Origin of the sequence: Botrimarina hoheduenensis (assembly GCF_007859815.1) — a bacterium.
Classification (GTDB): Bacteria; Planctomycetota; Planctomycetia; order Pirellulales; family Lacipirellulaceae; genus Botrimarina; species Botrimarina hoheduenensis.
In genome coordinates, this window is sequence record NZ_SJPH01000002.1 from 87,779 (window position 1) to 112,674 (window position 24,896).

The following is a 24,896-nucleotide window of genomic DNA, read 5'->3' on the forward strand; positions in this document are numbered from 1 at the left end:
TGAGCAAGCCATAAGTAGTTAAAGGTCGTTCGCGGAGCGGAGGGCGAAAAAACAAAGGGGAAAACCGCCATCAAACGCCACTTAGATCGTGGGCGGACGACGTGAAGATCGCGGCTCGGCGAGCAGCGAGACTCCGCCTTCGATAGTAGTCACCCCGGGCTGGGTATGCACGTCGTGACCGGGGGGTGACGCTAGACCCCCGCGAGACCCCTCCCTTACGATGCCGATCGCGCCGAATGTAGGGGCAGGAAGCCCCGCGGTCCCCTGTGCGCGGCTGATCAGCCCCGCTCCTCGCTTGCTTGCAACGGCGAATGCCCGACGCCGGACAACCCGCTGCCACTCCCGATCGGGCCCTCCGCGAAGCGATAGGGTACCTGAATTTCTCGTCGGGCCAGCCCGACCCGAAGTTTCTGCGCGCGCTAGACACCCTGTTTGTCGATCAGCGCGATACTTCTCTCGGAGCGGATCCGCCACCGATCATCGACCGGGTGCTCGCCGTGCTTGCCGAAGGTGCCGAGCGCTTGCAAGGCGAGGGGGGGGCGTTTGCCGACATCAGCCAGGCCGGCGGTGCCATCGCCGCGGCGCAGCGCTTTCGGGCGACTTACCAAGAGTTTCATCGCGACCTGCTGGGCGGGATCGAGCCCGATCGGTTGTGGAACGGGTTCCTCCTTGGCCGAGCGATGGAGTCCCTCCTGGCCGGCGGCTTTCCGTACGACACCGACGCCGCGCTCGCCGCAGCCCGCGACCGGTTCGACGATTTTCTCGGCTACCGACCGGTTGCCGTGCTCGAAACCGATCAGAAGATCGAACCTTATCGCCATGAGTGGACCCGTCCCACGCCGCTCTACATTGCCGGAGCAGGCTCAGCGAGCGGTCCGCTTCAGCCGCTGATCGATCGTACGCTGGAGATCCTCCGCAGCACGCCCGCCGACCTGCTGCGGGCGGCTTCCTTCGATCCCGACCTGCTCGATGAATTGGCGGTCGATCCCCGTGAGTACGACTTCGATCACCCGGTTCACAAGCGGCCCAACCATCACTTCGGCATGTGGGATCCTCATCGGATCGATCAGTCGGGCTTCTATCGGCGGTTTATTTTGCAGCCGCTAGTGATCGAAGCGGTGCGCGAGCGCATCGCGTCTCCCGATCGGCATCGCACGCGAGCCGAGTTGCTCGAAGAGGGCGCGGCCGTGCTGGCCGGCACGATGCTCATGGCGGCGGGGGTGAGCGGGCAGGGTCCGGGTGCGCACACCAGCGAAGAGACTCTCTCGACACTGCTGCCCGAGATCGCCGCGTATCGCGATCGCTTTTACGAGCAGCTGCTCGACCAGACCGCTGCGGCGCACGCCGAGCGGCTCCGCGAGGAGGCTCAGCGCCGGCGTCAGCCGTACGCCGGTGCCCGGCAACATCTAAACCAAGAGATCGCCCGGCGCCGCGCCGACCAGTTGCAGCGCGTGCAGCTTGCGCGGCTTTACGCGCGCATGGGCTATCCGGACGCCGCTCTGGAGCACGCCAGCGAGGTGCGCGTGGCGTCGGCCCGCTTGCTGTGTGAGATCGATTGTCGGTTGACCGCCGGACACCGCTTGATTGATGAGGGCGATCTGGACGGGGTGCGGGGCGCAATCGCCGAGATCCGCGACCTGCTCGACCGGGGGATCCATTGCGGCGCGCTTGTCGATCCCTGGAATGTGGTCGGCTTCGGCGGGAACTTCAGTTTGTTTCCCGCGCTGGAGAACACCGTTCATGATTACCGTGTGGACGATCTGATCCAGGTCGTGGATCAGCTGCTGGGGTTGTGCTCGCGCGCCTGCACCGAGGCGGCGGCGGCCAACGACGAAACCCGCGAGGCCGGTTTCAGCAAAACCCTGGGCGAGATCGCGACCTGGTGGGATCAGTTCGCCACGCCGCTCGTGAGCGGCGTGCGGCGTGTCCTGGGCAAGGAAGTCGAGGTCTCGACGAATCTCGTCGCGGGCGCGCTGGGGGCTTGGCGTAAGGCAGGCTCCGAAGCCGGCGATATCCGCTTTTGGGGCATGTTTGTCGATCAGTTCGATACGCCCCAGGCTTTCCAGCTGGTGATCGAGGCACTGCTGGATCAGGGGGACGCGGTCGCCTCAATGGCGCTGCTCATGCGCTGGCTGTGTCAGGTTGACCTGACCCCGCTCGAAGACGGCGACGCCTCGTTCCATCTGCTGGCGATGCGCTGGCTACGGATGGTCGAGGATCGTATCGACGGAACCGACAACGATCAGTGGCCACTCGTGACACGCTTCTTCGACCACCTCGAAGCCAACGCCGAAGAGGTCTGGTCGGCCCCGCAGTGGGAGATCGGCGAGCATGCGTTTGATGACGATCCGCTCGAAGAGCTTCTCAGCGGCGATGACGACGACGACCTGCTCGAAGACGATCAAGATGAGGACGAAGGCGAATCGCTCTTTGATGACGGCGACGACGAGGACGACGACCTCGGCCTGTTCAGCGCGGCCTACGAGGGGGTCACGTTCGAGGATAGCGCTGACGACGGCATGGACTCGGCTATCTATGAGCCCAGCGATGACGAAACCCGCCTCGAGCTGGAAGAAGAGGCCGGTCGCATCGAGCAACGCCTCGAGTTTCTCAATACGGTCGCCAAGCTGTGGCGCCGGGCAGCCATCGCCTGGGGGGTTCAAGGCGTCGCCTCGGAGCAACGCTCGGCGACCCTGCTCGCATGGCGCCGTGAAGCGGCCGATCGCTGCGTGGGGCTTGGTCAGCTCCTCGAAGCGATCCACCGCCATCGCTTGCCGCGGCCGCGTGGCACGCACGAATCGCTTGTCGAGTTTGATCGTCTGCGGGCGATCCGCGAGTCGCTCCTCGAGCAGACCATCGCCACTTGTGTGGAGATGGCCGATACGGCTCGGTTGCTCCGCGCTGCGGCGGGAGCGGTCGCGCTGGACGTTGCTGAATCGACCGAAGATCCCGAGCAAGAACATCACGCCCCGCTCCGCTTGAGCGGCGGCGCGATTGGCGTGCTCCGTTCGCTGCTGCGAGGCGACGCCGAGACGGTTCGCGAGCAATGGCCCCACATGGTGCAGTCGCTCCGCGGTGAGCGCTTGCTGTACGTTCCGATGGCCCGCGGGGGCGACCCCCGCGCGATTGTCCGTGCGCGAACCGTGCATCGTCTCATCCAAGCCCTGGTGGGCTGGCTGCCGCGGTTGGGGTTGGTACGCGAAACTTGTGAGCTGCTCGACGTGGCGCAGGCGATGGAGGACGACCGCCCCAGCGGACAGGGAGCTGTCACCGAGTACGACCGCCTCTTCGAGGCCGGCTACGAGGCGCTGGTCCGCTGTCTCGTGGCCTCGGCCGATGAGTGGGACGCCGAGCCCACGCTCGATACCGACGCCCGCCCTGCGGACGCCCTGCTGGTCGAGGCGGTGCAGAACCTCACGGAATCACAGCTCGATCGCTGGCTTCAGCACAGCAAGACGGTGCGTTTGAGCGCGGTCGAGCGGATCGCATCGCAGCAAGAGTGGGAACGCTTTATCTCATTCGTCCGGGCTCATGGTGACGAACTCTTCACGCAACGGTTCCTGATCCTCAGCAACCTGCGAAGCCTGCTGCATCAGGGTGTCGATGCGTGGCTCGATCATATCCGTGACGACGAGCCCGACTTGGCCCCGCTCGTCGCGGAGCGCCTCGAGGCCGATGCGGATCGCAAGGGCCTCGCCCGTGAGTTATCGCTTGCCATTGAGGTGGTCGTCGAAAACTACCGCGAGTACCGCGACTACAACAGCACCACCACACAGTCCGATCACGGCGAGCTGCTGCACGTGTTCGTCGATTTTATCCGTTTGCGCAACGCCTACGATCGCGTCGCGTGGAACCTCATGCCCGTGTTCCTCGCCCACCGCATCTTGGAACGCGACGGCCGGCCCGCCGCCGCCGAGCTTTGGCGCCGCGCGGTTGCCGAGCGAACGGCCGAGGCGGCCGATCAGCATCAATCCAACCTCCGCGAGCTGGAGCAAAGCCACGGCATGCGGTTGCCGACGATTGCCGATCGCCTAGCCGAACGGTTTATCCGACCGCTGACGATCGATCGGCTGAAGGCCCTTGCGGGGCCGGCCATGGCGGGCGATGAGCGCTCTCCGCATGCGTTCCAGGCGCTGCGCGAGGAGATCGCTGCGCTGCTTCGCGAGCCAACAGGAGCGGGGCTCGATACGCCGGATTGGTTGCAGGCGCTCGAAGAGGAGGTCGAGCAGCAGCGCGAAGAAGGGCATGGCCCCGGTGCGCCGGCCGATCCGCTGGGCCGTACCCCCCAGGTGCGGCTCGCGTGGGAAGAGGTCCAGGCCCAGCTGGCCGCGGTCGCCAAGCGGCGTTCGGCGAATCGTCGTCCGCGCGCGTGATGCGGTTGCCGCACCGCGCGTTACTCGGGAAACTCGGCTTGCACCGCCGCCGATTGATAGAGCGGCAGATAGCGGTAATAAACCTCAAGTGTCATCGTGGCGAGCGAAGTCGTGTACAGCCTGCCGCCGCGGCGGTTGTGGTTGTCGTCGATCCACCAACTCCCCCGCTCGTGACCGCGACGGGACTGTTGCTCAACGAGCTGATCACGCAGCGCCTCGTTCCATTTGCGCCATACGGGCCCCTCGCCACCCGTGTAGTGAAAGAGCGTTTGCGCAGCGTAGTAGTTGAAGTAGTAGTCGGTTGGGCTGGGGCCCTGTTCGGCGACCCACTCGGCACCGGCGATCAGCCGTGGATCGTCGGCTTCCCACCCTAGATACATCCGGCACAACAGCGCGACGGCCGTCAGCGGGCGCGTCGCGCTGAGCGGCGGGGGGCTCGTTTCCTCCAGCGGATCGGCGGGGCGATACCGATAGCGGGCCCCGCCGCTCTCGGCGGCTGCGTCAAGAAAGCGTCGGGTGAGGGTCGCTGAGGAGCGGGGCGTTCGTAAGTCGGCGAGCGAAGCGCTCTTGAGCGCCATGACTTGCCAGCCCGTAACCGACGTGTCGCCCGGCTGACGGGGGCGGTAACGCCAGCCCCCTCCCGTGGGATCTTGGGCGTAGCCGATAAAGTCGATCGCTGCCTGCGCCGGGGCCCGCAACCGTTCGTCGCGGCTCATGTTGAAGGCTTCGCACAGCGCGATCGCCGCTAGGCCGTGGCTGTAGAGTTGCCCCCGATCGCTCCAATCGGCACCGGGGCCTTCACGGTTGGGCTCCGCGAGCTTCACGAGCGCGTCGATTCCCCGGCGGACCGAAAGCCGATGCCGCCCGCGCTCATGCGTTTCGCCGGCACCGAGAAACGGCAACAGCGCGAGCGCTGTCCCGCAGCGAAGCGTTTCGCGACGGACCTCGGCGGGATCGGCCATGCTGGAAGGGTTTGCGCACCTTCCGCGGCACTCGCCACCGGTGTGGTCTAAGCTCCAAGAGCCGTCGCTGTTCTGGTGGGCGGTGAGCCAGCGCAGCGCCCGCCCGACCGCCATCTCGCTCGCCTGTGTGCCCCCCTTGGCCTTTAGCAGGGCTCCGCGGGCAGCGTCACCGCGCCCCGCGACGCCAACGAGCCCCAGTTCGTCCGCCCCGTTCGGCGTGGGCGCAACAAGTGTCGCGGGCGAGAGGGCAAACGACGTCGGCGGGGCGGGCTCATCCCGCGGCGGCGCGGGGGCTGCGGCGTCGGGTGCTACCTCGGTCAGCGCGGCTACTGGTTGCGAAACATTCGGATCGAGCGTCAGGGGCTCCTCGGCCAGCAGCGGAGCCTCGGGAGTCTCGTCCTCTGCGGGTTCGGCGATCAGCAACGGGCCGAGCACATGTGGTAGGTCGGGCAGGGTCCACCCCGCTAGCACCCCCAGCACAGCTCCGTGCAGCACGAGGCTCGCCAGCCAGCCGAAACGCTCGCCACGGGTTGACCCTGGGGACGCATCGCGCGGGGCGTCGCTCGTCGCAGGGGGGGCGGTCATCGCGGACGGGGCAAGAAACTCGGGGAAGTGGCGAAATACGGTAGCGCGCTCCCTGAAATTACCGGTCGAAGCCTTCCGAGGCTACGCGATCATCGCTCCGATGATTCCTTCTGCGTGGCCGCTGGTCTTACAATCCGGGTAACCGTTGATGTGGGGTTGGCCTTGCCGCGCTCTCCCCGCCCACCGCTCCTTTCTTACGTCTGTTGTGCCGATGGCCCTGTCGCTCCGAAACCTAGCGCCGCCTTGTGCGAGCGCTATCCTGGCGATCTTGGCGTTGCCTGCCGCTTGCGTTGGCAGCGCACAAGCGCCGGGCCCCGCCGACCCCTCCGCACCGACGGCGCGGCTGGTGCGGCTCAGCCTGCCGCTCTTGGGAGACGACGACGCGAGCTTTCAGCAACGCCTGGAGCGGGCTGCCATCCGCCTGCAGGCCGAGACGACCGAGGGCGCCCGCCCGCTGTTGGTGATCGAATTTCAGGTGTCCGACCAATCGGCTCCAACCCCCTTTGAGCGGGCCCTCGGGGTCGCCCGCTTTCTGGTGAGCGACCGTATGGCAGGCGTCCGAACGATCGCCTATCTGCCGCAGTCCATCACCGGACATGCCGTGCTTATAGCGCTGGCGTGCGATGAGATCGCGATCGCACCGGACGCCGATTTTGGTGCCGCCACCGCGGCTGATGATCCCAACCAGGGCGTCGAGCCCGGCATGGTTGCGCTCTATCAGCAGATCGTCGCTAGTCGGCGATCCGTTTCGGCGGCGGTGGTGACCGCCTTGCTGGACCGCGATGCCGAGTTGCTAAGACTCGAAACCGACGCTGGTCTGCGGCTTGCGCTGCGATCGGAACTGGAAGCCGTGGAGAAAGAGGCAGTCGTGGCGAGCCAAGAAGTGCTGAGCCCTGCCGGCCAGCTGGCGAAGTTCTCAGGCCGCGAGGCCCGCGCCGAGGGGCTTGTGCAGTACTTGGCACAGGATCGGCAAGCCCTTGCCCGGGCGCTGGGCTTGGGGGCTGGCGATTTGCTGGTTGATCAGTCGCTCGCCGCGGCATGGCGACCCGTGATGATCGATTTGGCAGGCCCGCTCGACATGCGCTTGGTGCGCCGCATCGAAACACTGCTGGCCAACGAGATCGGCGATCAACGTGCGAACTGGATCTGTTTGCGGATCGATAGCTCGGGAGGCGATCCGGTCGCGGGGCTGCGGCTGGCCCAGGTGCTAGCGGACCTTGATGCGAACGAGGTGCGTTGCGTTGCCTACGTGCCCCGCCGTGCCGAGGGGCCGGCGGCGCTCGTGGCGCTCGCTTGCGATCAGCTGGTGATGCAGTCGGGGGCCCTCCTCGGAGGCCCTGCCGCGGAGGACGATGCCGCCGATAACGGGTTTGCCGAGCCGGTCGTCCGTCAGCCAGAAGCGGGGCAGCCAGAAGCGGCCCCGGCAGCCGACAAGCCGCCACGTCCGAACGACGCCCGCCCGCTGGGGGCTCCGCCGCGCCTGCCGGACCTGAAACGCGATCAAGACTCGCTGATTGCCAGCGTACGCGGCGCGCTCGCTGATAAAGCTGAGCGCCCGTGGTCGCTGCTGGCAGCGACCGTGACGAGCGGGCCAGCGCTGCAGCGCTACACACACCGCGAGACCGGCGAGACTCGTGAGATGAACCCCACCGAACTCGCCGAGCAGACCGAGCCAGAAGCTTGGCAGCCCGGTGCCACGATCGTTGCGGCGGGCGAAACCCTCACACTCAGCACCGACACTGCGGTGGCGTTGGGGATCGCCTGGCGCGAAGTGGACCAGGCCGACGATCTTGTAGAGCTCTATGGCTTCGAGAGCTTGCCTCCAACGGCCGAACCCAACTGGGCGCTCGAGCTGGTGGAGGGGCTCGCCTCGCCGGGGCTCGCGGCGTTGCTGCTGGTAATCGGCGTAGTGGGGCTCTACATCGAACTCAGCACGCCCGGGTTGGGGCTGGGCGGGTTTGTCGCCTCGCTCGCCTTCTTGCTTTTCTTTTGGAGCAAGTTCCTCAATGGTACGGCCGACTGGCTCGAAGCGCTGCTGTTCGTGGCGGGTGTCGTCTTTTTGCTGATCGAGGTGCTAGTGCTCCCCGGCTTCGGCGTTTTTGGTTTGGGGGGGGGCCTGATGATCTTGGCCGCCCTCGTGTTGGCCGGTCAGACGTTTTTACTGCCCAAGACCTCGGCCCAGCTCGATGAGCTCCGCGATTCGTTAGCTACGGTTGCCGGGGCGTCGCTCTTCTGTCTGGCGACGGGGTTTGCGCTGCGACAGTACCTGCCCCGCTCGCCGCTGTTCCGGCGGGCGATGCTGATGCCTCCCGAGGAGGCCGACCGAATCGAGCAAGAGCGTCGCGAGACGCTGATCGACTACAGCCATCTGGTGGGGCGTCGCGGTGTCGCGGTTGGCGATCTGTTGCCCGGAGGACGCGCTGAGATCGATGGCGAAATCGTCGATGTGATCGCCCGCGGTGAGCTGATCGAGCGCGGCGATCCGATTGAAGTGGTTTCTGCCCATGCCAATCGTGTCCTTGTCCAGCGTGTTCGCGGTTAGAATAAATAGCCGCCTAAGGCGCATCGCTCGTCAAAAGAGCAGCTCAAAGAGAGAGAGGGGACAGAGGCCGTGAATCTGTTGGATGACACGACGCTCGGACTGCTCCTCGCTGCGATCGGCCTTCTGCTGCTTATCGCCGAGGTGTTTTTTCCTTCGGGGGGCGTGCTCGGTGCGCTCTCGGCCCTCGCGCTGCTCAGCGCGGTCTACCAGGCCTATGCCTCGGGAGGTTGGACTCGCGGGCTAACGTTTGCGGCGGTTGAGGTGCTGCTGGTGCCGGTGGCCCTTTATGTGGCGCTCCAGGCGTTACCCTACACGCCAATGGGACGCGTGCTGATCGGATCCGCTCCCACCTCGGACGAGGTCGATCCGATCGATGCCCGGCGGGCCCTGATCGGCCGCATCGGTGTCGCCCGCTCGAAGCTCCTCCCGTCAGGGGCAGTCGAGATCGACGGCCAGATGATCGATTGCGTCAGCCGCGGCCAAGCGATCGACCCGGGCGAATACGTCAAAGTGGTTGAAGTCGCTGCCAACCGCGTGGTGGTCCGTCGTATCGACCCCGAGACCGGGCCCTCGGCCGCGGTAGGCGACGAGCGCCTCGCTCATCCGGCGCAAGATCTGGGACTGGAAGATTTTGATTTTGACCCGGCTGATATCAGCCTTCCCGCTGACGATTCGCCGGGCTCACGTCGGTCATCCGGGTCCGCCTGAGAGCCCGGGTTCGCTTGTTATCCGGCCATTGGCCCCGTAAAACGCTAAATACCCCGAACGACTTGGGTGCCGACCCGCGCTGCTCAGCCCGTTCATCAGCCAGCAATACGCCCCGCGTTTTCCTGCGGCACGGCTTATCCTACGTTTAAACCACAGTGTTCGGCGACGCCATGCCTCTTAATAGCCTCCTGATGGCTCAAAACTTGCTTTCCGACTCGCGGGTGTGGGTCGTGGTGTCGCTCATCGCGTTGCTGTTGGCGCTGGCGGCGATCGCGATCGCCGCGCGGTACTTCCGGCTGTGGATTCAGTCGGTCACGACCGGGGCGGGCATCGGCATCTTCGACCTGTTGCGGATGACCTTCCGGAAGGTCAATCCGACGGTGATCGTCCGCAGCAAGATCATGGCGATCCAAGCCGGGCTGACCGAGGAAGAGGGCGTGACGGCCCGGGCGCTCGAAGCGCACTATCTGGCTGGTGGCAACGTGCCGCTCGTGATCCGCTCGATGATCGCCGCCCGCAAGGCAAAGATCATCGAGCTAGATTTTAAGCGTGCGACCGCCATCGACCTCGCGGGCCGCAACATTCTTGAGGCGGTGCAGACCAGCGTGTATCCGCGCGTGATCGACTGTCCCGCCAAAGGCAGCTCGCGCCCCAGTCTCGATGCGATCTCGAAGGACGGCATTCAATTAAAGGTCAAGGCGCGGGTTACTGTCCGCGCGAACCTCGATCAGCTCATCGGCGGAGCCACGGAAGAGACGATCGTGGCCCGTGTGGGCGAGGGCATCGTCAGCGCAATCGGCTCGTCGACCACACACGCGCAAGTCCTGGAAAATCCCGATCTGATCTCGAAGGCGGTGCTTTCCAAGCGGCTTGACTCGCAGACGGCGTTCGAGATTGTCTCGATCGATATCGCCGATATCGACGTTGGCGATAACATTGGTGCCCGACTGCAGGCCGACCAGGCCGAGGCCGACACCCGGGTCGCACGCGCCCAGGCCGAGGGCCGCCGCGCGATGGCGGTCTCGCAAGAACAAGAAAACCTCGCCGGTATCCAAGAGATGCGTGCCAAGCTGGTTGAAGCTGAGGCCGAGGTGCCCCGCGCAATGGCCGAGGCGTTTGGCTCGGGTAAGCTGGGGTTGCTGGACTATTACAAGCTGCGCAACGTGCAAGCCGACACGGAGATGCGTGAATCGATCGCCTCCGCTAACCCGAAGTAGTCACGAGGCTGCTACGCACCTCTGTGATTGACTTAAGGACCCCCCGTGCTGCCGCTCCTGATACCTGCCGATCCTCCGCTGGCCCTGCTGGAAGGGTTGTGGCCGACGCTGTTGCTGATTGTGTGGGCGGTTCGGCAGGTGATGATCGCCAATGCCGAGGCGAAGCGTCGGCAAGCCGAGCAAGAAGAGGCCGGCGACGCGCCCAATTTGGAGACCCTCGAGAACGATCCGGTGCGATCAGAGATCGAGGAGTTCCTTGCCCGAGTCCGTGGCGAGCAACCGCCTGACGAGCCCCGCGGCCGCGTGATCGAAGTTTTCGACGAGGAACCCAGCGAGGCACCCCCGCGACGCGTCCTCGATCCTTTTGAGGAGCAGCCCGCCACTCAGGGGCAGCGCCGCCCCATGCCGCCGCGGGTCGGGAGCCGTCCGCCCGTTTCGCAGCAGGAAAAACAAACGGCCGCACGCCCCATGCCCGCTGCCGCCAACGCTGCCGCGGGCGATCGCGCCGAAATGAGCCACTTGCCCCAGAGCCAGTTGGCTGAGCAGGCTGCTCATTTGGGGGAAGGCATCGCCGCCTCAGACGATCGGCTCCAGGCCCGGCTTGACGCAAAATTTGGCAAGTCGGTCGCCGCCCGCGACCTTGCCGAAGCGGCCTCAGCCAGTGCCCAGCGGGGCGATTCAGCTTCCTCGACAGCGGCAAGCCGCATCGCCGCCGCCCTGGCTTCGCCGACCGGCGTCCGCGACGCGATTGTTCTGAACGAGATCCTCACGCGACCGACCGATCGTTGGTAGCGTAAGATGGAAGTATCGACGGCACGCCCTTGGTTCGCTGGCCGTTGCTCCTTGCCAGTGAGAGTTGCATGCCGCTTTACGAGTATCACTGCCCTCAGTGTGATTCAGCCCACGAATTGCTGGTGCGGAGCGAGGATCAGGCCCCGGCGTGTCCGGCCTGCGGCGCGCAGAAACTGCAAAAGCTGCTGAGTGTGTGTGCCTCGCCCGCAACCGGGGGCTCAGCCCGAGCTGAGCCAGCCGGGCCCTGCGGTTCGGCCTGCGGCTGCTTTCCCGCCGGCTGAGAAGGGGCTTCCGCCGAGTCTTAGAGGCTTAGGCTCGGCCCGTGGAGCGCCGGGAGGGCCTTGCGACCGCACTAGCCCGCACGACCGCCCGCGGGAGGATAAGTTCCCCGGACGACGTAGGCCCCTTAAATTGACACTGTTTTTGGTCGCTGCCTATACTGCCAACTCGGCGTTCAGCGCGTCGGACTAGCCGACCGCAGTCCGCGGGGGCAAGAACCAACCCATCGGTTCTTGCTTTCCGCCACTGTTTCCGGCCGTTTCGGCCCGCGTTATTCCTTCTGCGTAGCAACACGACCAGCATGAATTTCCTAGGCAAATGCTTCGTTGTGGCGTTGTTTGTCATGAGCTGCGCGTTCATGGGGGCGGCGATCGCCGCCTATGGCGCGCACCGCGACCTGCAAGCCGAGAAGCAAAAGCTCTCCGAGACGTTACGTCAAAAGCAGTCGGACCTGACCACGCTCCAGGGGCAGTACAACCGCCTTGAAAGCGAGCTCACCGCCGAGGCGGAGGCCGCCCGTGCCCGTGCTCAGCAGCTCGAGACCGAGAAGGTCCGCTTGGCCGATCGCAACGCCCAGGCCCAGCTGGCGCTGGACGAGTTGCGGGCGCAGAACGGCGAACTAGCCGCGGCGATGAACGCCACTCAACAGAACAACGACGCCCTGGCCAGCGAGCTGACCACCCTGCGCTCGTCGATCCGGACGGCTCTGGCGGACAAAGACCGCTACTTCGGAGCCGCGCTGGCAGCGACCGAGAAGTTGCAATCGGTCCGCAACGAGATCGAGACCACCGCCGAGCGCAATCGCGACCTGCTGGCCGACGCAAGCCGGATGACCAGCCTGCTACGTTCGAACAACCTCGATCCCGAGACCCCGGTCGAGGAGATCACGCCGCGGGTAGACGGCTTTGTGAGTCGCACGCAGCGTAAGGATGGAGTCATGCTGGTCGAGATCAGCATCGGTTCTGACGACGGGCTGCGGCCAGGTCAGACAGTCGAAGTGTTCCGTGACACGAAGTACAAGGGACGCATCGAGATCCTGAAGACCTCGGGCGACCGCGCCGTTGGCCGCGTCGATGTCCGTTTCCAACAAGGACCGATTCAGGAGGGCGACCGTGTCGCAACTCGACTCAAGCTCAGCTAACTTTGGTTCGACCCGCAGCGGCTTGGTAAAAAAACCGCCGATGTCGGTCTATACGGTGCTGATGATTATCGCCACGGTCGCGCTGACGATCGGTTGCGTGTTTCTGTACCTGGAATTTTCCAGTTATCAGTGATGAGGCCATGCCGCGGGCGGGGCTAGAAGCTACGCCCCGGCGTTTACCTTGGGGCCCCCGATTTTCCGGGGCGGCTTAGATTAGGGTACCGCCCAGATCGGTGCAATTTCTCACGCTAAGCGGCCCAGGAGGGCCACACCTTTGTACTTGGCGGCTTCCGGATTAGCCGCGCAGTAGCGATAGCCGGCAGACGGTTTCGCACAGCGGCTAATCCACTGAGGTGACGGGCACCGACGCGGGCTGGGCCCGGAGGCTTCTCGCGTCGGATGAGGCAACCTCAGCGGCTTGGCGACCGTCCTTCGAGCCCCCAGGAGGGTCACTCATTTGCACATACGTGCAACCTGCGTCGATTTTCGATGCCACTTCTGGGTCTTTGAGAGCGTTTCGTGTGGACTGAAAGAGTAGAATCCAAACCGACCATGGGCATCTCATCCAACACTCCCGGCGGAACTCCGTTTCGCTGCACCGTCTGTGGCCGGAAAGCGTTCGTCGAGCCGTCACAACCCTTCGGAGACGCTCCTTGCCCGTATTGCGGCAGCCTGCTGTACTCCGACCCGGCTGCCGTGATTGACTCGCCCGACACCTGTTCAACGTCGTCGACGCCTGAGTTGACCTATATCGGGCTAGGTTTCTTGACCCTGAGGCGGAAGGGGCCGAACAAAATAGCGCAAATAGCCGCTAAGAGATTGGGTCTCTTCGGGGTACTCCGAAGTCTTGCAGATTGGCTTCGGGGACATTGAGCTAGAGCCAATCGCTGAAGACCAGCCTTGGCGTGGATTTTCGCCGCCAGTTCCCGAGCCAGGGTACCGCCCAGATCGGTGCAATTTCACACCCTAAGGCCCCCAGGGCAGGCAACTGGCGTCCAGTCGTCGTGACCCAGGAGGGCCACTCATTTGGGCTTAGCGGAGCATCGTTTCGCTTGTCCCCGATGGAAACTAGGGCGATGGTCACACTTGAAGAAGTCACACGCGAGAACTGGGTTGCTTGCGGCAAGCTCTCAGCTAACGATGACCAGCAAGGTTACGTGGCGAGCAATGTCTGGACGATCGCCGAGTCCAAGTTCGAGCCGCATCATGTTCTTCGAGCGATCTGCAACGGTGAGCAAGTGGTGGGCATGCTGGCATACTGCCACGAGGAAGACCCGGAGGACCTGGGGCTGTATTGGGTATTCCGGCTGCTGATTGACAGGGACCATCAACGCCAAGGTCACGCCGCACAAGCGATGCTGCTTGCGATGGAAGAGATACGACTGCGGGATGGAACACGCGTCAGAACCATGCACAAGCCAAGCAACGAAGCAGCCTCCGCCCTGTACATGAGCCTTGGCTTCAAGGCGATTGGAAACCATGACGATGGCGACACCTTGCTCGAAATCAGTCTCGTCCAAGACTGTGGCTAATCCGTCGCGGAGTCTCCCCGGAGGGTCACACCTTTGTACTTAGCAGACCTGAGTTGGAATGCGGCAAGATCCAGCGACAGAGCATCCTTTGCTCTATTGCTTGCTCTCTGACTGCGTGTCGGATTCCTCGGTTTGAGTAAGCTTGATACTCCATTCGCTAGCTGCATCAGCGAAGGGAAACACAAAAAGCATCAGGCCCTTCTCAAGCATGTATCCTTCAACCACGAGGCCGTCGGCTGACGCAGTTATGCGTCCTTCGTTCCAGTTGCGAGAAAGTCCTGGAAGGATAATTGGGCCCGTAGGGTCAAAGTTTTTTGAGAAGTACCATCCATCCGCCCCCTCTTCCAACTGCAGTGCTGTCCCCGAAGAGCCCTTGATCTGCATGCCTCCATGCGTAGAGCGACTGATCGTCACGGAGGCTTCACGAAAGACTTCTGGGACTTGATAGTTCGTCTCCCGTTCGATTGCGTAGATACCTTCAATCGCACGGTCGTAACGTCCCGAGGGCGGTGACAAGTGGCGGCCGGTCTGCACCCAAACAAGACCTATGCAGAAAATGCCCGCCCAGATGCCTAGAAACACCGCCGCTACAGCAAGACAGCCTCGCCTTTTCCTGTCGTTTAAGTCATCCATGTCGACTCCGTGAGGGCAAAGACTGCTTTAGCTAGATTCTACGCATGCGGCCTGACGCTGTGGGCCAACAGACGCTGATTCAGCGTCAGGCTAACTTGCACAGGAGGCGTCGACCTTGGTCATTTGGCGATGCCGCTAACTGCCCTCAGTTGGCTCAACCTCGGCGACTTCTGAGCTGCTCGGCGGACCCGTTCGCGGGCCACTTGCGGGCGATCTTGCCGCATAGCCAACCTGTACAGTTGGCGTCGTCCTGGGCAGGTTGTACCGTGCCAAAGGCGGACGTTTCTGGGGTAACCAGGCCGGAATGCCACGACACAAACGACTTAGCTCGACGGTTAGGTGCCAAAACCCGTCTCGCCATCAAGATCACGAAATCGAGCCTGACGTCTACTTTTAGGACCGCCCTTAGCGTGAAAAAATTGCACCGATCGGGGCCGTACCCTAGATTCGGCTCAGCCTTTGCCGAGAGACCCGCCTCTGGCCTGCCCCGTCTCGGACCCGATGATTCGCTGGCCTTTTGATGCCCAGCTCTCTACCGGCTCAGACCTTTACGGCTCAGTCCGCCCGGGGCTAAAAGGCAAGATTGGCCGCCGTTTGTGGCGGTTAGCTTGCGGTCCCTAAACCAAGAAACGCACGACCCTCGAAAGAGCCATGCGTTTCTTGTTGGGGTGGGAGAGTTTCCGACCAAGTTGGACCGAAGGGCTTCTAGTTAGCGCTACCGTGAGCGGCGTTAGCGATCACCGGATTGAAGCCCACCAGATTCACCTGGACGGAGTGGGCCCGACTGGAGTCGAACCAGCACGCCCTTGCGGGCACATGCCCCTCAAGCATGCGCGTCTGCCAATTCCGCCACGAGCCCACAGACGAACGCCGCCCGCCCAATCGGCAGGACGCCACTCGTCAACCCTTTAGGATACTTACGCGGGTCCCCTAACGTCAAGCGGGGCAGGCCCTTACGTTGGCGCTAGCAGAAACTCCGGGGGGCCGGCTAACCTGGCCAGGAACCTCACCGAATGATGGACAACCAGGGTCTTGAGGGCAACAATAAGCTTAGATGTCGTTTGGGTTTACGCCGATCGCAATAGGTCCCGCTGACACCAGCGAACCGACGAGAGCGGCGGAATAAAGAACGCGTTCCGGGTGGTGTGGGAGGGGAGGCAGGAGAGAGTTCTCTGAGGCTTCGCCCGGCATTCTGATGGGTCGTCGGCGGGGAACCTTCGTGCCTTGCTGGTGATCAAAGCGTTGCCGCTCTGCGAAGCCCCGCCGCGTTTTCCGCATCGATCGAGTCGCTAAGCTTTCCGGAACAACCACCATGCCGTTCAGCCTGCCGGGCTGCGACGGCTTTCTACCGAGCAACTGAGGCCTCCATGCTCCGCTTTACAACGCGCCGCCGCGCTGCGTTCTCTTCGTTCGGTTTTACCTTGGTCGAGCTGTTGGTGGTCATCGCGATCATCGGCACGCTTGTCGCGTTGCTGCTGCCGGCCGTTCAAGCCGCCCGCGAAACCGCGCGACGAAACACTTGCAGCAACAACCTCAAGCAGTTGGGCCTTGCGCTGCAAAACTACGACACCACGCAGCGGAAGCTGCCAGGCCTGATCAACGAGATCGCCAACACCGCCAGCACCAAGAACAACAACGGTGAGTACCTCGTTGGCCGCCGAGCGAGCTGGACGGTCATGCTCTTCCCCTACATCGAAGAGTCGCCGCTGTACGACTTGTGGACCAAGTCGTTCAACGGCAACACGGCGTCGGCGGCGGCGGGGCAAGTCGAGTGGACAACCGGCGGCTCGGGAGTCAACTTTCTCCCCGAGCTCGTTAACTTGCAGTGTCCCAGCGATCCGCCGGACGGCCCCGGCACGCCGGCCACCTCGTACGTGGGCAACGCCGGCCAAGCGTACAACTGCCTGTCACGCGGCACGCAGCCGGTGACGGGGCTAACGATCGGTGTAAACGAGGAGTATGCCCCCAACGGCGTATTCTTCGACGCGAATCGCAAGAGCCGCTCGAACCCGGGGTCGGGTTGGGCGAACAGCGCCGATGGCCGCGAAGACGGCCGTGCGCTACAGATGTCGATCGACTACATCCAGGGGGGAGATGGCACGAGCAAGACCTTTCTCGTGACGGAGAACATCCACGCCGTTTGGTACACCTATCCCGACACCACCCCGGCGAACCAGCTCGACAACGAAATCCCCAACCTGCGCGATGCGAAGCACCACTTTGGCTTCGTGTGGCACAACTTGCGGCCCACAACGACCAACGCGATCCTGCCAGCCGGGGTGACCGCCGAGTCGATCCAGCGGATCAACGGTGCCCGGTTGGTCTCACCGCCGGAGACGCTCGTCGACACAAACGGGGATCAGCTCCTAGTGGAAGAGCTCGCCTACCCGTCGAGCAATCACCCGGGCGGCGTGAACATGGCCTTTGCCGATGGACGCGTGTTGTTCGTTAACGAGAACATCCAGGATCGCGTCTACGCGCAGATGATGACCACCAAGTACAAGCGGTCCAAGTTCTACGTGAACGAGGGGGGCATCAAGGTCGATCGCGACCTGCCGCAACCTTCAGAGTCCGACTTGTAAGCAGAGCGCTAATCGAACCGAGCGTTAATCGAGACGGATGCTGTTCGGCGGCTTTCTGCTGGCCGGTTGCCGGCAAAAGTTACCGGGCTTTGCTTGGATCCGCAGGCTCTTGCGTCAGGTGGCGTCGTCGTCCGAGAGGTCGGCGTCGTCCGCCGCCTCGGTTGTGGCCGCCGAAGTGGTCGCGGTGGGATCGAACGAGTCGGGAGTCGGACGCGTGGCCTGTTCGAGGATCGGACGGATGGCCGGCATGAACTCTTTGGCAAACTCGACGCAGACGCTGTTGTCTTGCGGTTTCTCATCCTTGCCGGCGTTGGCGGTGAAATACATTTTGTAGAGCGTCGGCGCGTTACCGAATGCCCAGCGGGGACCGCTGGGCGCGATCCAGCGCAACTCACCCTCGGTCTCGGGCTGAAACCAAGACCAGAAGACGCGAGCCGACGGGACGGCCGCATTCTTGGGGTCGAAGACGGCGGTCCAAAACACCGCGTCGGGCTGCCCTTCGATGCTGATGGTGTAGTTCTCGTGCGGTGCCCGCTGGCTGGCCCCTTGCGACGGATAGCAAGAGTCGGGCGTGTGCTCGGCGATATCATGGGCATGGCCCACGATCAGCCAAACGTTCACTCGTTCGCCCGAGGTCAGATTCTGAAAATTGCGCGAGATGTACCCGTCGGCACCGGCGGTCGTCAGAATGTTTTCTTCGACGGTCGAGTCCTCGCCGACCCAATCGCCGACTCGATCCGGGATCTGCGTTAAAAGTGACGCGCAGTAGGCGGTTCTGCGGTCCAGATCGACCCAGCGGCCCGTCTTGAGCCCTTCAACCAGGGTGAGAGCGATCACCGCGACCGCCGCGAGCACAAAAGGAAGGATTCGACCCATGACAAGGGACTCTCGGTCCACGAAATGAAGGAACACCGTAAACGAAGAGCGGCCTGCCGCGAGGCAGGCCGCTAGAGAAAACCGTAGGCCTGGCGTGGCTGCCGGTCAAGCAGCGCGGCACAGGCCGTGGTGTTTCGAACAGGTTTCCCTGTCGGGTTGTACGCGGTGCAACCGATCGCTCAGGGGTTCACCACGCCGCTGCCGGCCTGCTGGGCTTCGCGATAGCTGGCCGGCAAAATGGCGGAGTCGCGGGCCGATCCCGAGCTGTCGAGGGCCGGCAGCCGCCGGAGCATCTCGGTGGCGGGCGTCCGAGCGAGGCTCGGCGGCAGCTGTGGCAGGTCCTGATTGGCTTGCTGGTTGGGCTTGCGATTAGTCTTGGCGATCGCGGCGCTGGGCAGGCTCATCGCGGGGCTCGATGCCTCGGGCAAACGGTACTGCTGACCTCGAACCGGCAGGCGGGGCGTCGTCGCACCGAACGGCAGCGTTGGCGGACCATCGGTGTTGGGTGCCGAGGGGGCGGGCAGTTCGATCTCCCGTACGGGAGCGTCTTGTTCGTCGGACGGCTCCTCGATCGGCGGGGGTGCCTGCTGATCCTCTTCCTTGGCCGGAGGCGGATCGAAGGGGCCCAGCAGGGCGTCCTCAGGATTGGCAGCCGGTTTGGGAGTATCGGAATCAACATCCGAGGGCCAGCGGCGCCAATTGGTTTGGTAGAAGCCAAAGGTGTCGGCCTTCGATCGGCACACGCCATCCACCGAGCAGGCTGGTGGCGAGGGCGGATCGACCCTTGTGAGCGGACACGTCGAGCAGGGTTTCCCCGACTGGCACGTTTGGCAGGGCATCGAAGCCGACGCCTGCACCACCGGACGCGGCCGGTAAAGCGAGCCACCGGCGGACGAAGCCGCCGCGGGGGTTGTGACGATCCAGCTCAAGGCGAGGGTTAACGCTGCGAGCGTTCGGTTCATCATGAAGCTTCCGTGCTAAAGCGGCGGGACGCGATCGCGTGCCCGTTGTCAGTCATTGCCGGCGAAAGACTGTCCGGCTTCTTCGTGCGTCGTTCGTGTTTCTGACCGAGCGTGATCTCGATCATGCGGGGGTGGCCTCTCCGGGGCCCCCCTGCAGGCACTCATGCCGGCAGAGGGGGGGTGATGCTACCTCGGCTGCTGCGAGACCCGTTACAGAGAACCCAGTCCGAAGCGGTCGATCCGGTTGATTGTCGCGGTGCCGAGTGACACCACACCGAAGACACGTTCAAGCGGTCGTGTGATCTTGCCGAGGACCGCGTCGAAGCGAGTCATCGGATCGTCAGCGATGAACAGTCGGTCGCCCGGCAGCAGCTGATAGTTGGTTGCGGTCGAGGCACCGCGGGTGATGTCGTTGTAGGCGATCGGCAGGATCTGCTCGCAGCCAACGCCGTTGGGGGCAGGCCGGGCGATCCACATCTTGGTGGACGACAGCTGGCTGATGCCGCCGATGGCGCTCAGTGCGTCGAGGACCGTTTCTTTGCCGGTGATCGGTTGCGGGACAATGCTGTCACCGAATCCGCCACCCTGCGTGATCACGTAGTAGCGTTTGCTGTTGTAGGCCAGGATCTGGACGACAACCTCAGGATTCATGAGCTGTTCACCCAGCCGGGCCTCGATCGCCGCTTTGGCTTCGTCGAGGGTCATGCCGGTCACATAGACCGAGCCGTAGGTGCCCAGATTTACGCGGCCGTCGGGTCCGACCAAATGCTCACCAGCGATCTGCTGAGCACCGGTCGAGAACGCTAGCGACACGCTCACCTCGGGCTCTTCGAGCACCTCGGCAAGCTGCTTGCGAACCGCGTCTTGCGCCTCGTCGATCGTCAGGCCGGAAACCTTGACCTTGCCGTATGAGGGGCCCAGGTCCACCGTTCCTTCAGGGTCGACAGCAAAAGCGTCGGCGATCGGCTGATCGGGCAGGGCTCCGGCGGCGCGGATCAGCAGGCCGTCGAAAGGCTCGATCGTGTGTGGCGGCTTGGGAACCACCTTGATCGCGTTGATGAGCAGCACATCCGGTGGCTCGATGCGATAACGCTCGAGAGTCATCATCTCTAGCTCGCGCGGCGCCGGGGCCAGCGGAGAGGGTTCGGCCGGCGTGATCGGCAGCGATTCGCGCGGAGCGACGAACGCCGTGCAACCGTTGCTGACAACCGAAGCGGCCAGAACCAGATGGACGATCGCTCGATGCGATCGGAGACGTACGGATGGCGTGGTGAGGTCGCCGTTCATAGCAGGTTTGGCCTCGTCCTCGCGGTGAGTGCTGGCGTTGACAGCGGTCCCACGACCGCCAGCAGCGCCCAAACGCCCCGCCCGGAATAGGCGGCACAGTCGTACTAATCGGACGCCACGGGCCGGAACTTTGGCCTGGTCCGCAAAAACCTCCCAATCGGAACCGCCGGCAGCGATAGGCTCTACATCCGTGTATCCCCTAGGGGCCCCTTCAACCCCATTGGAAGCTAGGCTCGGGCAACGCTATCGCCGCGTGTTTGACACTCCCGTTGGCCCCGCGTAGCTTCAAGGGATCAGCCGCCTTGGCCGCGATTGCGGCCTCAAAGGCAGGGTGAGCCCTTGGCCCCACTGCCAGCACAGAAACGTCTAAGGCGAAGGTCTTTACCGGCAGCGTTGGGAACTTGGCTGTGTCGGGAACTTGGCCGCGGCCGAAGGCGTCACACCTCTCGGGTTTCCGGAGTGACGGTGCCCGATTGAGTCCTCGCGAGAAGCGTCACTCCCCCTTCCCCCCCCTCGACCACTACCGAACCCGTCGAAGCTCTCATGGCTGTTGATTTTCTCACCCCGGGTGCCATGCAAGCGCCCGCCGAAGAAGCCCCCACTTTTTCGTGGGCCGATGCCACCCAAAAGGCCAGCTATTTCGCGCTGGTGGGCCTGAGCGCCCTGCTGGTTTACTCGTACTGGAACATGTTCGAGCTCACCGCTCAGGTGTGGGAGAAGCCACAGTACTCGCACGGCTACATTATTCCGCTGATTGCGCTGTACCTGATGTGGTTCCGGCGGCCGAACCCTGTGGCGCAAGAGCCTCCCCGCGGTGGTCAAGAAGAAACCTTCTTGAACCTCATGCCCGCGTCGCAGTTCCGACAGGCGATTGTCGGTGGCGGCTTGGTGGCAACGGGCATTGGCTGGTGGCTGGAAAACCATCTGCTCGAGGGGCTCGGCTGGGCGATTCTCTGCGTGGGGGGACTCGCCTACGTGTTGATCGGCCAACCCTTCTTCAAGGTCTCAACAGCGGCCCGCTACACCGGCGCGGGCATTCTGCTGGCAGGCTACGCGCTGCGGATCCTGGTTGCAGCCGAGTACGAGATTGAACCGCTCAATCGTATGAGCTTTGTGGTGGCCCTGTTCGGCGTGTTCCTGCTGGTGGGGGGCTGGCGGCTGATCGCTTGGGCAGGCCCCGCCGTGGGCTTCCTGCTCTTTATGTATCCGCTGCCGACGATGCTCGAACGTCCCCTGCTGGGATGGCTTCAGCGGGTCGCGGCGGCCCTCAGCGAGGTCGTCCTGGTGATCTTGGGGCAACCGGTTGTCCGCAACGGAAGCGTGATCATCGTCGATGGAATGGAGATGGAAGTTGCCGAGGCATGTAGCGGCATGCGGATGATGACCATTTTTCTGGGCCTAGCGGTCGCGATGGTCTTTTTGATCAAGCGTCCTTGGTGGGACCGTTTCACCGTCTTGCTCAGCGCGATCCCGATCGCCCTGTTTGTGAATATCTTGCGGATTGTCGTGACGGCTCTGCTGTTTCGGGTGTTCGATAGCGAGCTGGCGCACAAGATGGTCCACGACTTTGCTGGCTTCGGGATGATGATCCCGGCGCTCGGCTTGCTTTACTTGGAGCAGACGGTGCTTGCGAAGCTCACGGTGCCCGAGGAGGGGATCGAGGCTCGCGCGATTGGCATGGGCCCCGCCCCGATCCGCTAGCGGAATGAGATAGGTGGGCGCTCCACAAGCAGCAGACGGGTGTCGCAGAGGATCGACAGGCGTGGGTTTTTTGCATCAAGCCAGTGGCTTGCCGCGAATCGACGCCAAGACATAAGTGCTTGATATTAAACAGCTTGCGACTGATTCGCCAGCTTTCGCCAAGGACTGGCATCCGCCTTGCCACAGTGCGGTCACGCCGAGCCGTTTCGCACGCCCCCTAAGCGGGGGACGACGCGAGGCAGCCCGGCAACCGCTGCTTACGAAACCTTGCCGACGGCTACGCCGGCAAGGCCCTTTGGCTCCCGCCGCAACGCGGGAGCGGCCCGACTTGGAGATCGCTCACTCATGACCACCCACGACAACGGAGACGTGTCCACCGCTGGTCCCGGCACCGCCATGGTGCAGGCGGGATCGGCTTCTGGCGGCGCGCTGGCGTCCCCCTTTGCGGGAATGGGCGCCGCCGCGGCCAAGGACGTTATCAAAGGCGGCATGGATCGCAGCGGGCTGCTCAACGCCCTGCGCCGTCGCTGGCTGCTCGCCACGTGCATGAGCACTCTGGCAGGGCTTGCCGCCGGTGCTGGCCTGTGGCTGTTGTTCCCTGAGACCTTTTCCGCCAAGGCGTACTACAAGGTTGCGAGCGATCCGGTCACGCTCGTCGACTCACGAGCCGCCAACCAAACCAGCGACTTCGACGTTTTCCGGGCGACCCAGATCGCGTCGATCAAGAGCCCCTATGTGCTCTCGGCCGCGCTCCGCAACAGCAACATCGGGCGTCACAAGTTCTTCCCGCAGAATCCCAGCGACGACAAGGTGATGTGGCTGCGTGACCAGCTCCAGGTTTCGTTCCCGAACGATGGTGAGCTGCTCGAGATCTCGGTTGCGGGGCCTTACCCGCGTGAAGAACTGAAGGAGATCATCGAGGCCGTCAGCGAGTCGTATTACAACGAAGTGGTCTATCGCGATCGGGTGCTCCGCCAGCAACCGCTGCAGATTCTTAAGGAGAGCTTCGCCGACCTGGAAGAAGAAATCCGCGACGAGATGATCGCCTACCAGCAGCTGGCCGAGGATAGCGGCACCAGCGCAGCGTACTCCGACGGCTTCGATCCGGAGACGAAGCTCATGCTTGCCGAGATCACGCGGATGCAGGGCGAGCAGATGAAGCTCCAGACGCAACTCATGCAAGCGACCATGGAGTATCAGATCTTCGAGCGGCAGATCAACGACCCCTCGTACATCGACGCTCAGGTGGATCAGCAACTGGCCGCCGATCCGACGATTGGACAGATGCAGGCTCAGGTGCTCGGACTCGACCTCCAGATCCAGCAGCTCCGCACGACTGTTAAGCGAGGCTCTTCCCCTGAGGTCCGCCGCCTGCTCCGTCAGCGCGATCAGCTCAACCAGCAGATCGCCGCGATGCGTGACCAGATGCGGGCCCAGCTGGCGGGGCAGAACTCGGACGAGCCCAATCCGCTCCTGAAAGCGCAAACCACCAGCTTCGCGCTGACCCGGGGCACGCTGTCACGCGAGCTGGAACGGATCGAGAAGCGGATCGCCGAGCTGCAAGAAGGGCTGCTCGAGAAGGCCGTCAACAATACCGACCTCATGCTCCGTCAGACCAAGATCGAGCAGCAGCGTAACATTCAGCAGAGCATCGCCACCAAGATCCAGAATCTGGCGGTCGAGCTGAAGGCCCCTGCCCGCATCTCGGCCCTTAGCAACCCGCAGGGTGCCGCCCCAGCCGAGACTTCGAGCGCCCGCAACCTGCTGGCTCGTGCGGCGATCTCTTCGATTGGTGGCTTAGGAGCGCTCATGCTCACGTGCCTTGGCATCGGCTTCATGGAATTCAACAACCGGCGCCTGGACGGACCCGAGCAGGTGGACGAAGGGCTCGGCATCCGTGTGATCGGCACGTTGCCCTCGCTGTCGGGCCGCAAGGCGCTCAACCCGCGTCACCCGGTGGTGGCTCAGCTGAGCGAATCGATCGACAGCGTCCGAACCGCCCTGATGCACGAATCGACCAAGAAGGCACGGCGGTTGGTGATGGTTACCAGTGCCACCACGGGTGAGGGCCGCACGACGGTTGCCAGTCAGTTGGCTGCCAGCCTGGCCCGGGCCGGAAGACGGACACTGCTTGTGGACGGCGACCTGCGTCGTCCGATTCTCCACACGCTGTTCAACCTGCCGCTAGAGGATGGCCTCAGCGAGGTGCTGCGGGCCGAGGCCGACGCGACCGATGTCGCGCGGCCTGTGGAGTCGACCGAGGGGCTGTGGGTTGTCACCGCCGGCTACTGCGACACCGATGCGGTCAAGGCACTGGCCACGGACCAGGCCGAGCCGATCTTCAAGCAGCTCCGCGACAGCTACGACTTTGTCATCATCGACGGACCGCCGGTGCTCGGCCTGAGCGACTCGCTGCTCTTCGGCCAGCATTGCGACGGTGTGATCCTCTCGGTGCTCAAGGACTTCTCGAATGTGCCGAAGGTCAATCAAGCGGCCGACCTGCTCCGCAGCGTCGGAGTGCGACTGATCGGCTCGGTCGTCAACGGCGTGTCGAGCAAGGCGGATCGGCGGGTCACCCACCTGCAACAGGTTGCGTCGAAGAGCTCGCAGCCGAAGCTCGAGACGATCGACGGGTAAACAGGTGTAAGCGAATCCACTCTGGGGAGAGAGGAGAGCGAGGCGGGGCCCCCCGGGGCCCCGCCTTTTTTTGCGCACGATCGAACT

General features: G+C 63.8%; 16 protein-coding genes and 1 tRNA gene. 11 read left to right on the forward strand and 6 right to left on the reverse strand.

The window, feature by feature from the left end:
- Nucleotides 1-311 precede the first annotated feature (311 nt).
- On the forward strand, nucleotides 312-4,373 hold the full coding sequence (locus tag Pla111_RS04195) for a hypothetical protein (protein WP_146571728.1): 4,062 nt from the start codon (nucleotides 312-314) through the stop codon (nucleotides 4,371-4,373).
- A gap of 20 nt (nucleotides 4,374-4,393) precedes the next feature.
- Here Pla111_RS04195 and Pla111_RS04200 read toward each other — a convergent pair whose 3' ends face one another.
- Nucleotides 4,394-5,920 carry a prenyltransferase/squalene oxidase repeat-containing protein gene (locus Pla111_RS04200; protein ID WP_146571730.1) on the reverse strand — a complete coding sequence of 509 codons (1,527 nt, stop codon included), beginning with the start codon at nucleotides 5,918-5,920 and terminating at the stop codon, nucleotides 4,394-4,396.
- A 211-nt stretch (nucleotides 5,921-6,131) separates the two neighbouring features.
- On the opposite strand from Pla111_RS04200, the gene Pla111_RS04205 reads away from it, so the two are divergent.
- The 7 genes from Pla111_RS04205 (at nucleotide 6,132) to Pla111_RS04235 (ending at nucleotide 14,131) form a co-directional block, all read left to right on the forward strand.
- Entirely contained in the window at nucleotides 6,132-8,462 is a 2,331-nt protein-coding gene (locus Pla111_RS04205) for an NfeD family protein (protein ID WP_197524741.1), read from the forward strand.
- Between the two features lie 69 nt (nucleotides 8,463-8,531).
- Nucleotides 8,532-9,170 (forward strand): NfeD family protein, encoded by a 639-nt coding sequence (locus Pla111_RS04210; RefSeq protein WP_146571733.1) that lies wholly within the window; start codon nucleotides 8,532-8,534, stop codon nucleotides 9,168-9,170.
- Nucleotides 9,171-9,361: 191 nt separating this feature from the next.
- On the forward strand, nucleotides 9,362-10,387 hold the full coding sequence (gene floA, locus Pla111_RS04215) for a flotillin-like protein FloA (RefSeq protein ID WP_231930728.1): 1,026 nt from the start codon (nucleotides 9,362-9,364) through the stop codon (nucleotides 10,385-10,387).
- 45 nt (nucleotides 10,388-10,432) lie between these two features.
- Nucleotides 10,433-11,179 carry a hypothetical protein gene (locus tag Pla111_RS04220; protein WP_146571737.1) on the forward strand — a complete coding sequence of 249 codons (747 nt, stop codon included), beginning with the start codon at nucleotides 10,433-10,435 and terminating at the stop codon, nucleotides 11,177-11,179.
- 68 nt (nucleotides 11,180-11,247) lie between these two features.
- Entirely contained in the window at nucleotides 11,248-11,460 is a 213-nt protein-coding gene (locus Pla111_RS04225) for an FmdB family zinc ribbon protein (RefSeq protein WP_146571739.1), read from the forward strand.
- Between the two features lie 299 nt (nucleotides 11,461-11,759).
- Nucleotides 11,760-12,599 (forward strand): hypothetical protein, encoded by an 840-nt coding sequence (locus Pla111_RS04230; protein ID WP_146571741.1) that lies wholly within the window; start codon nucleotides 11,760-11,762, stop codon nucleotides 12,597-12,599.
- A 1,076-nt stretch (nucleotides 12,600-13,675) separates the two neighbouring features.
- Nucleotides 13,676-14,131, forward strand: a complete 456-nt coding sequence (locus tag Pla111_RS04235; protein ID WP_146571743.1) for a GNAT family N-acetyltransferase — start codon at nucleotides 13,676-13,678, stop codon at nucleotides 14,129-14,131.
- A 93-nt stretch (nucleotides 14,132-14,224) separates the two neighbouring features.
- On the opposite strand, the gene Pla111_RS04240 is transcribed toward Pla111_RS04235, so the two are convergent.
- Nucleotides 14,225-14,764: a hypothetical protein gene (locus Pla111_RS04240; RefSeq protein WP_146571745.1), complete on the reverse strand. Its 540-nt coding sequence runs from the start codon at nucleotides 14,762-14,764 to the stop codon at nucleotides 14,225-14,227.
- A gap of 775 nt (nucleotides 14,765-15,539) precedes the next feature.
- Nucleotides 15,540-15,623, reverse strand: a tRNA-Leu gene (locus Pla111_RS04245).
- A 508-nt stretch (nucleotides 15,624-16,131) separates the two neighbouring features.
- On the opposite strand from Pla111_RS04245, the gene Pla111_RS04250 reads away from it, so the two are divergent.
- Nucleotides 16,132-17,346: a DUF1559 domain-containing protein gene (locus Pla111_RS04250; RefSeq protein ID WP_146572756.1), complete on the forward strand. Its 1,215-nt coding sequence runs from the start codon at nucleotides 16,132-16,134 to the stop codon at nucleotides 17,344-17,346.
- Between the two features lie 114 nt (nucleotides 17,347-17,460).
- Here the strand turns inward: Pla111_RS04250 and Pla111_RS04255 are convergent, their stop codons facing one another.
- The 3 genes from Pla111_RS04255 to Pla111_RS04265 form a co-directional block, all read right to left on the reverse strand.
- Complete coding sequence (locus Pla111_RS04255; protein WP_146571747.1) at nucleotides 17,461-18,222, reverse strand: exosortase-associated EpsI family protein; 762 nt, start codon at nucleotides 18,220-18,222, stop codon at nucleotides 17,461-17,463.
- Nucleotides 18,223-18,401: 179 nt separating this feature from the next.
- Nucleotides 18,402-19,184, reverse strand: coding sequence for a hypothetical protein (locus Pla111_RS04260; protein WP_146571749.1), 783 nt, complete (start codon nucleotides 19,182-19,184; stop codon nucleotides 18,402-18,404).
- Between the two features lie 210 nt (nucleotides 19,185-19,394).
- Nucleotides 19,395-20,471: a polysaccharide biosynthesis/export family protein gene (locus Pla111_RS04265; protein WP_146571751.1), complete on the reverse strand. Its 1,077-nt coding sequence runs from the start codon at nucleotides 20,469-20,471 to the stop codon at nucleotides 19,395-19,397.
- A 543-nt stretch (nucleotides 20,472-21,014) separates the two neighbouring features.
- On the opposite strand from Pla111_RS04265, the gene Pla111_RS04270 reads away from it, so the two are divergent.
- Together Pla111_RS04270 and Pla111_RS04275 are read left to right on the forward strand one after the other, a co-directional pair.
- Nucleotides 21,015-22,172, forward strand: coding sequence for an exosortase/archaeosortase family protein (locus Pla111_RS04270; RefSeq protein WP_146571753.1), 1,158 nt, complete (start codon nucleotides 21,015-21,017; stop codon nucleotides 22,170-22,172).
- Nucleotides 22,173-22,517: 345 nt separating this feature from the next.
- Entirely contained in the window at nucleotides 22,518-24,809 is a 2,292-nt protein-coding gene (locus Pla111_RS04275; protein ID WP_146571755.1) for a polysaccharide biosynthesis tyrosine autokinase, read from the forward strand.
- Nucleotides 24,810-24,896: the final 87 nt, after the last annotated feature.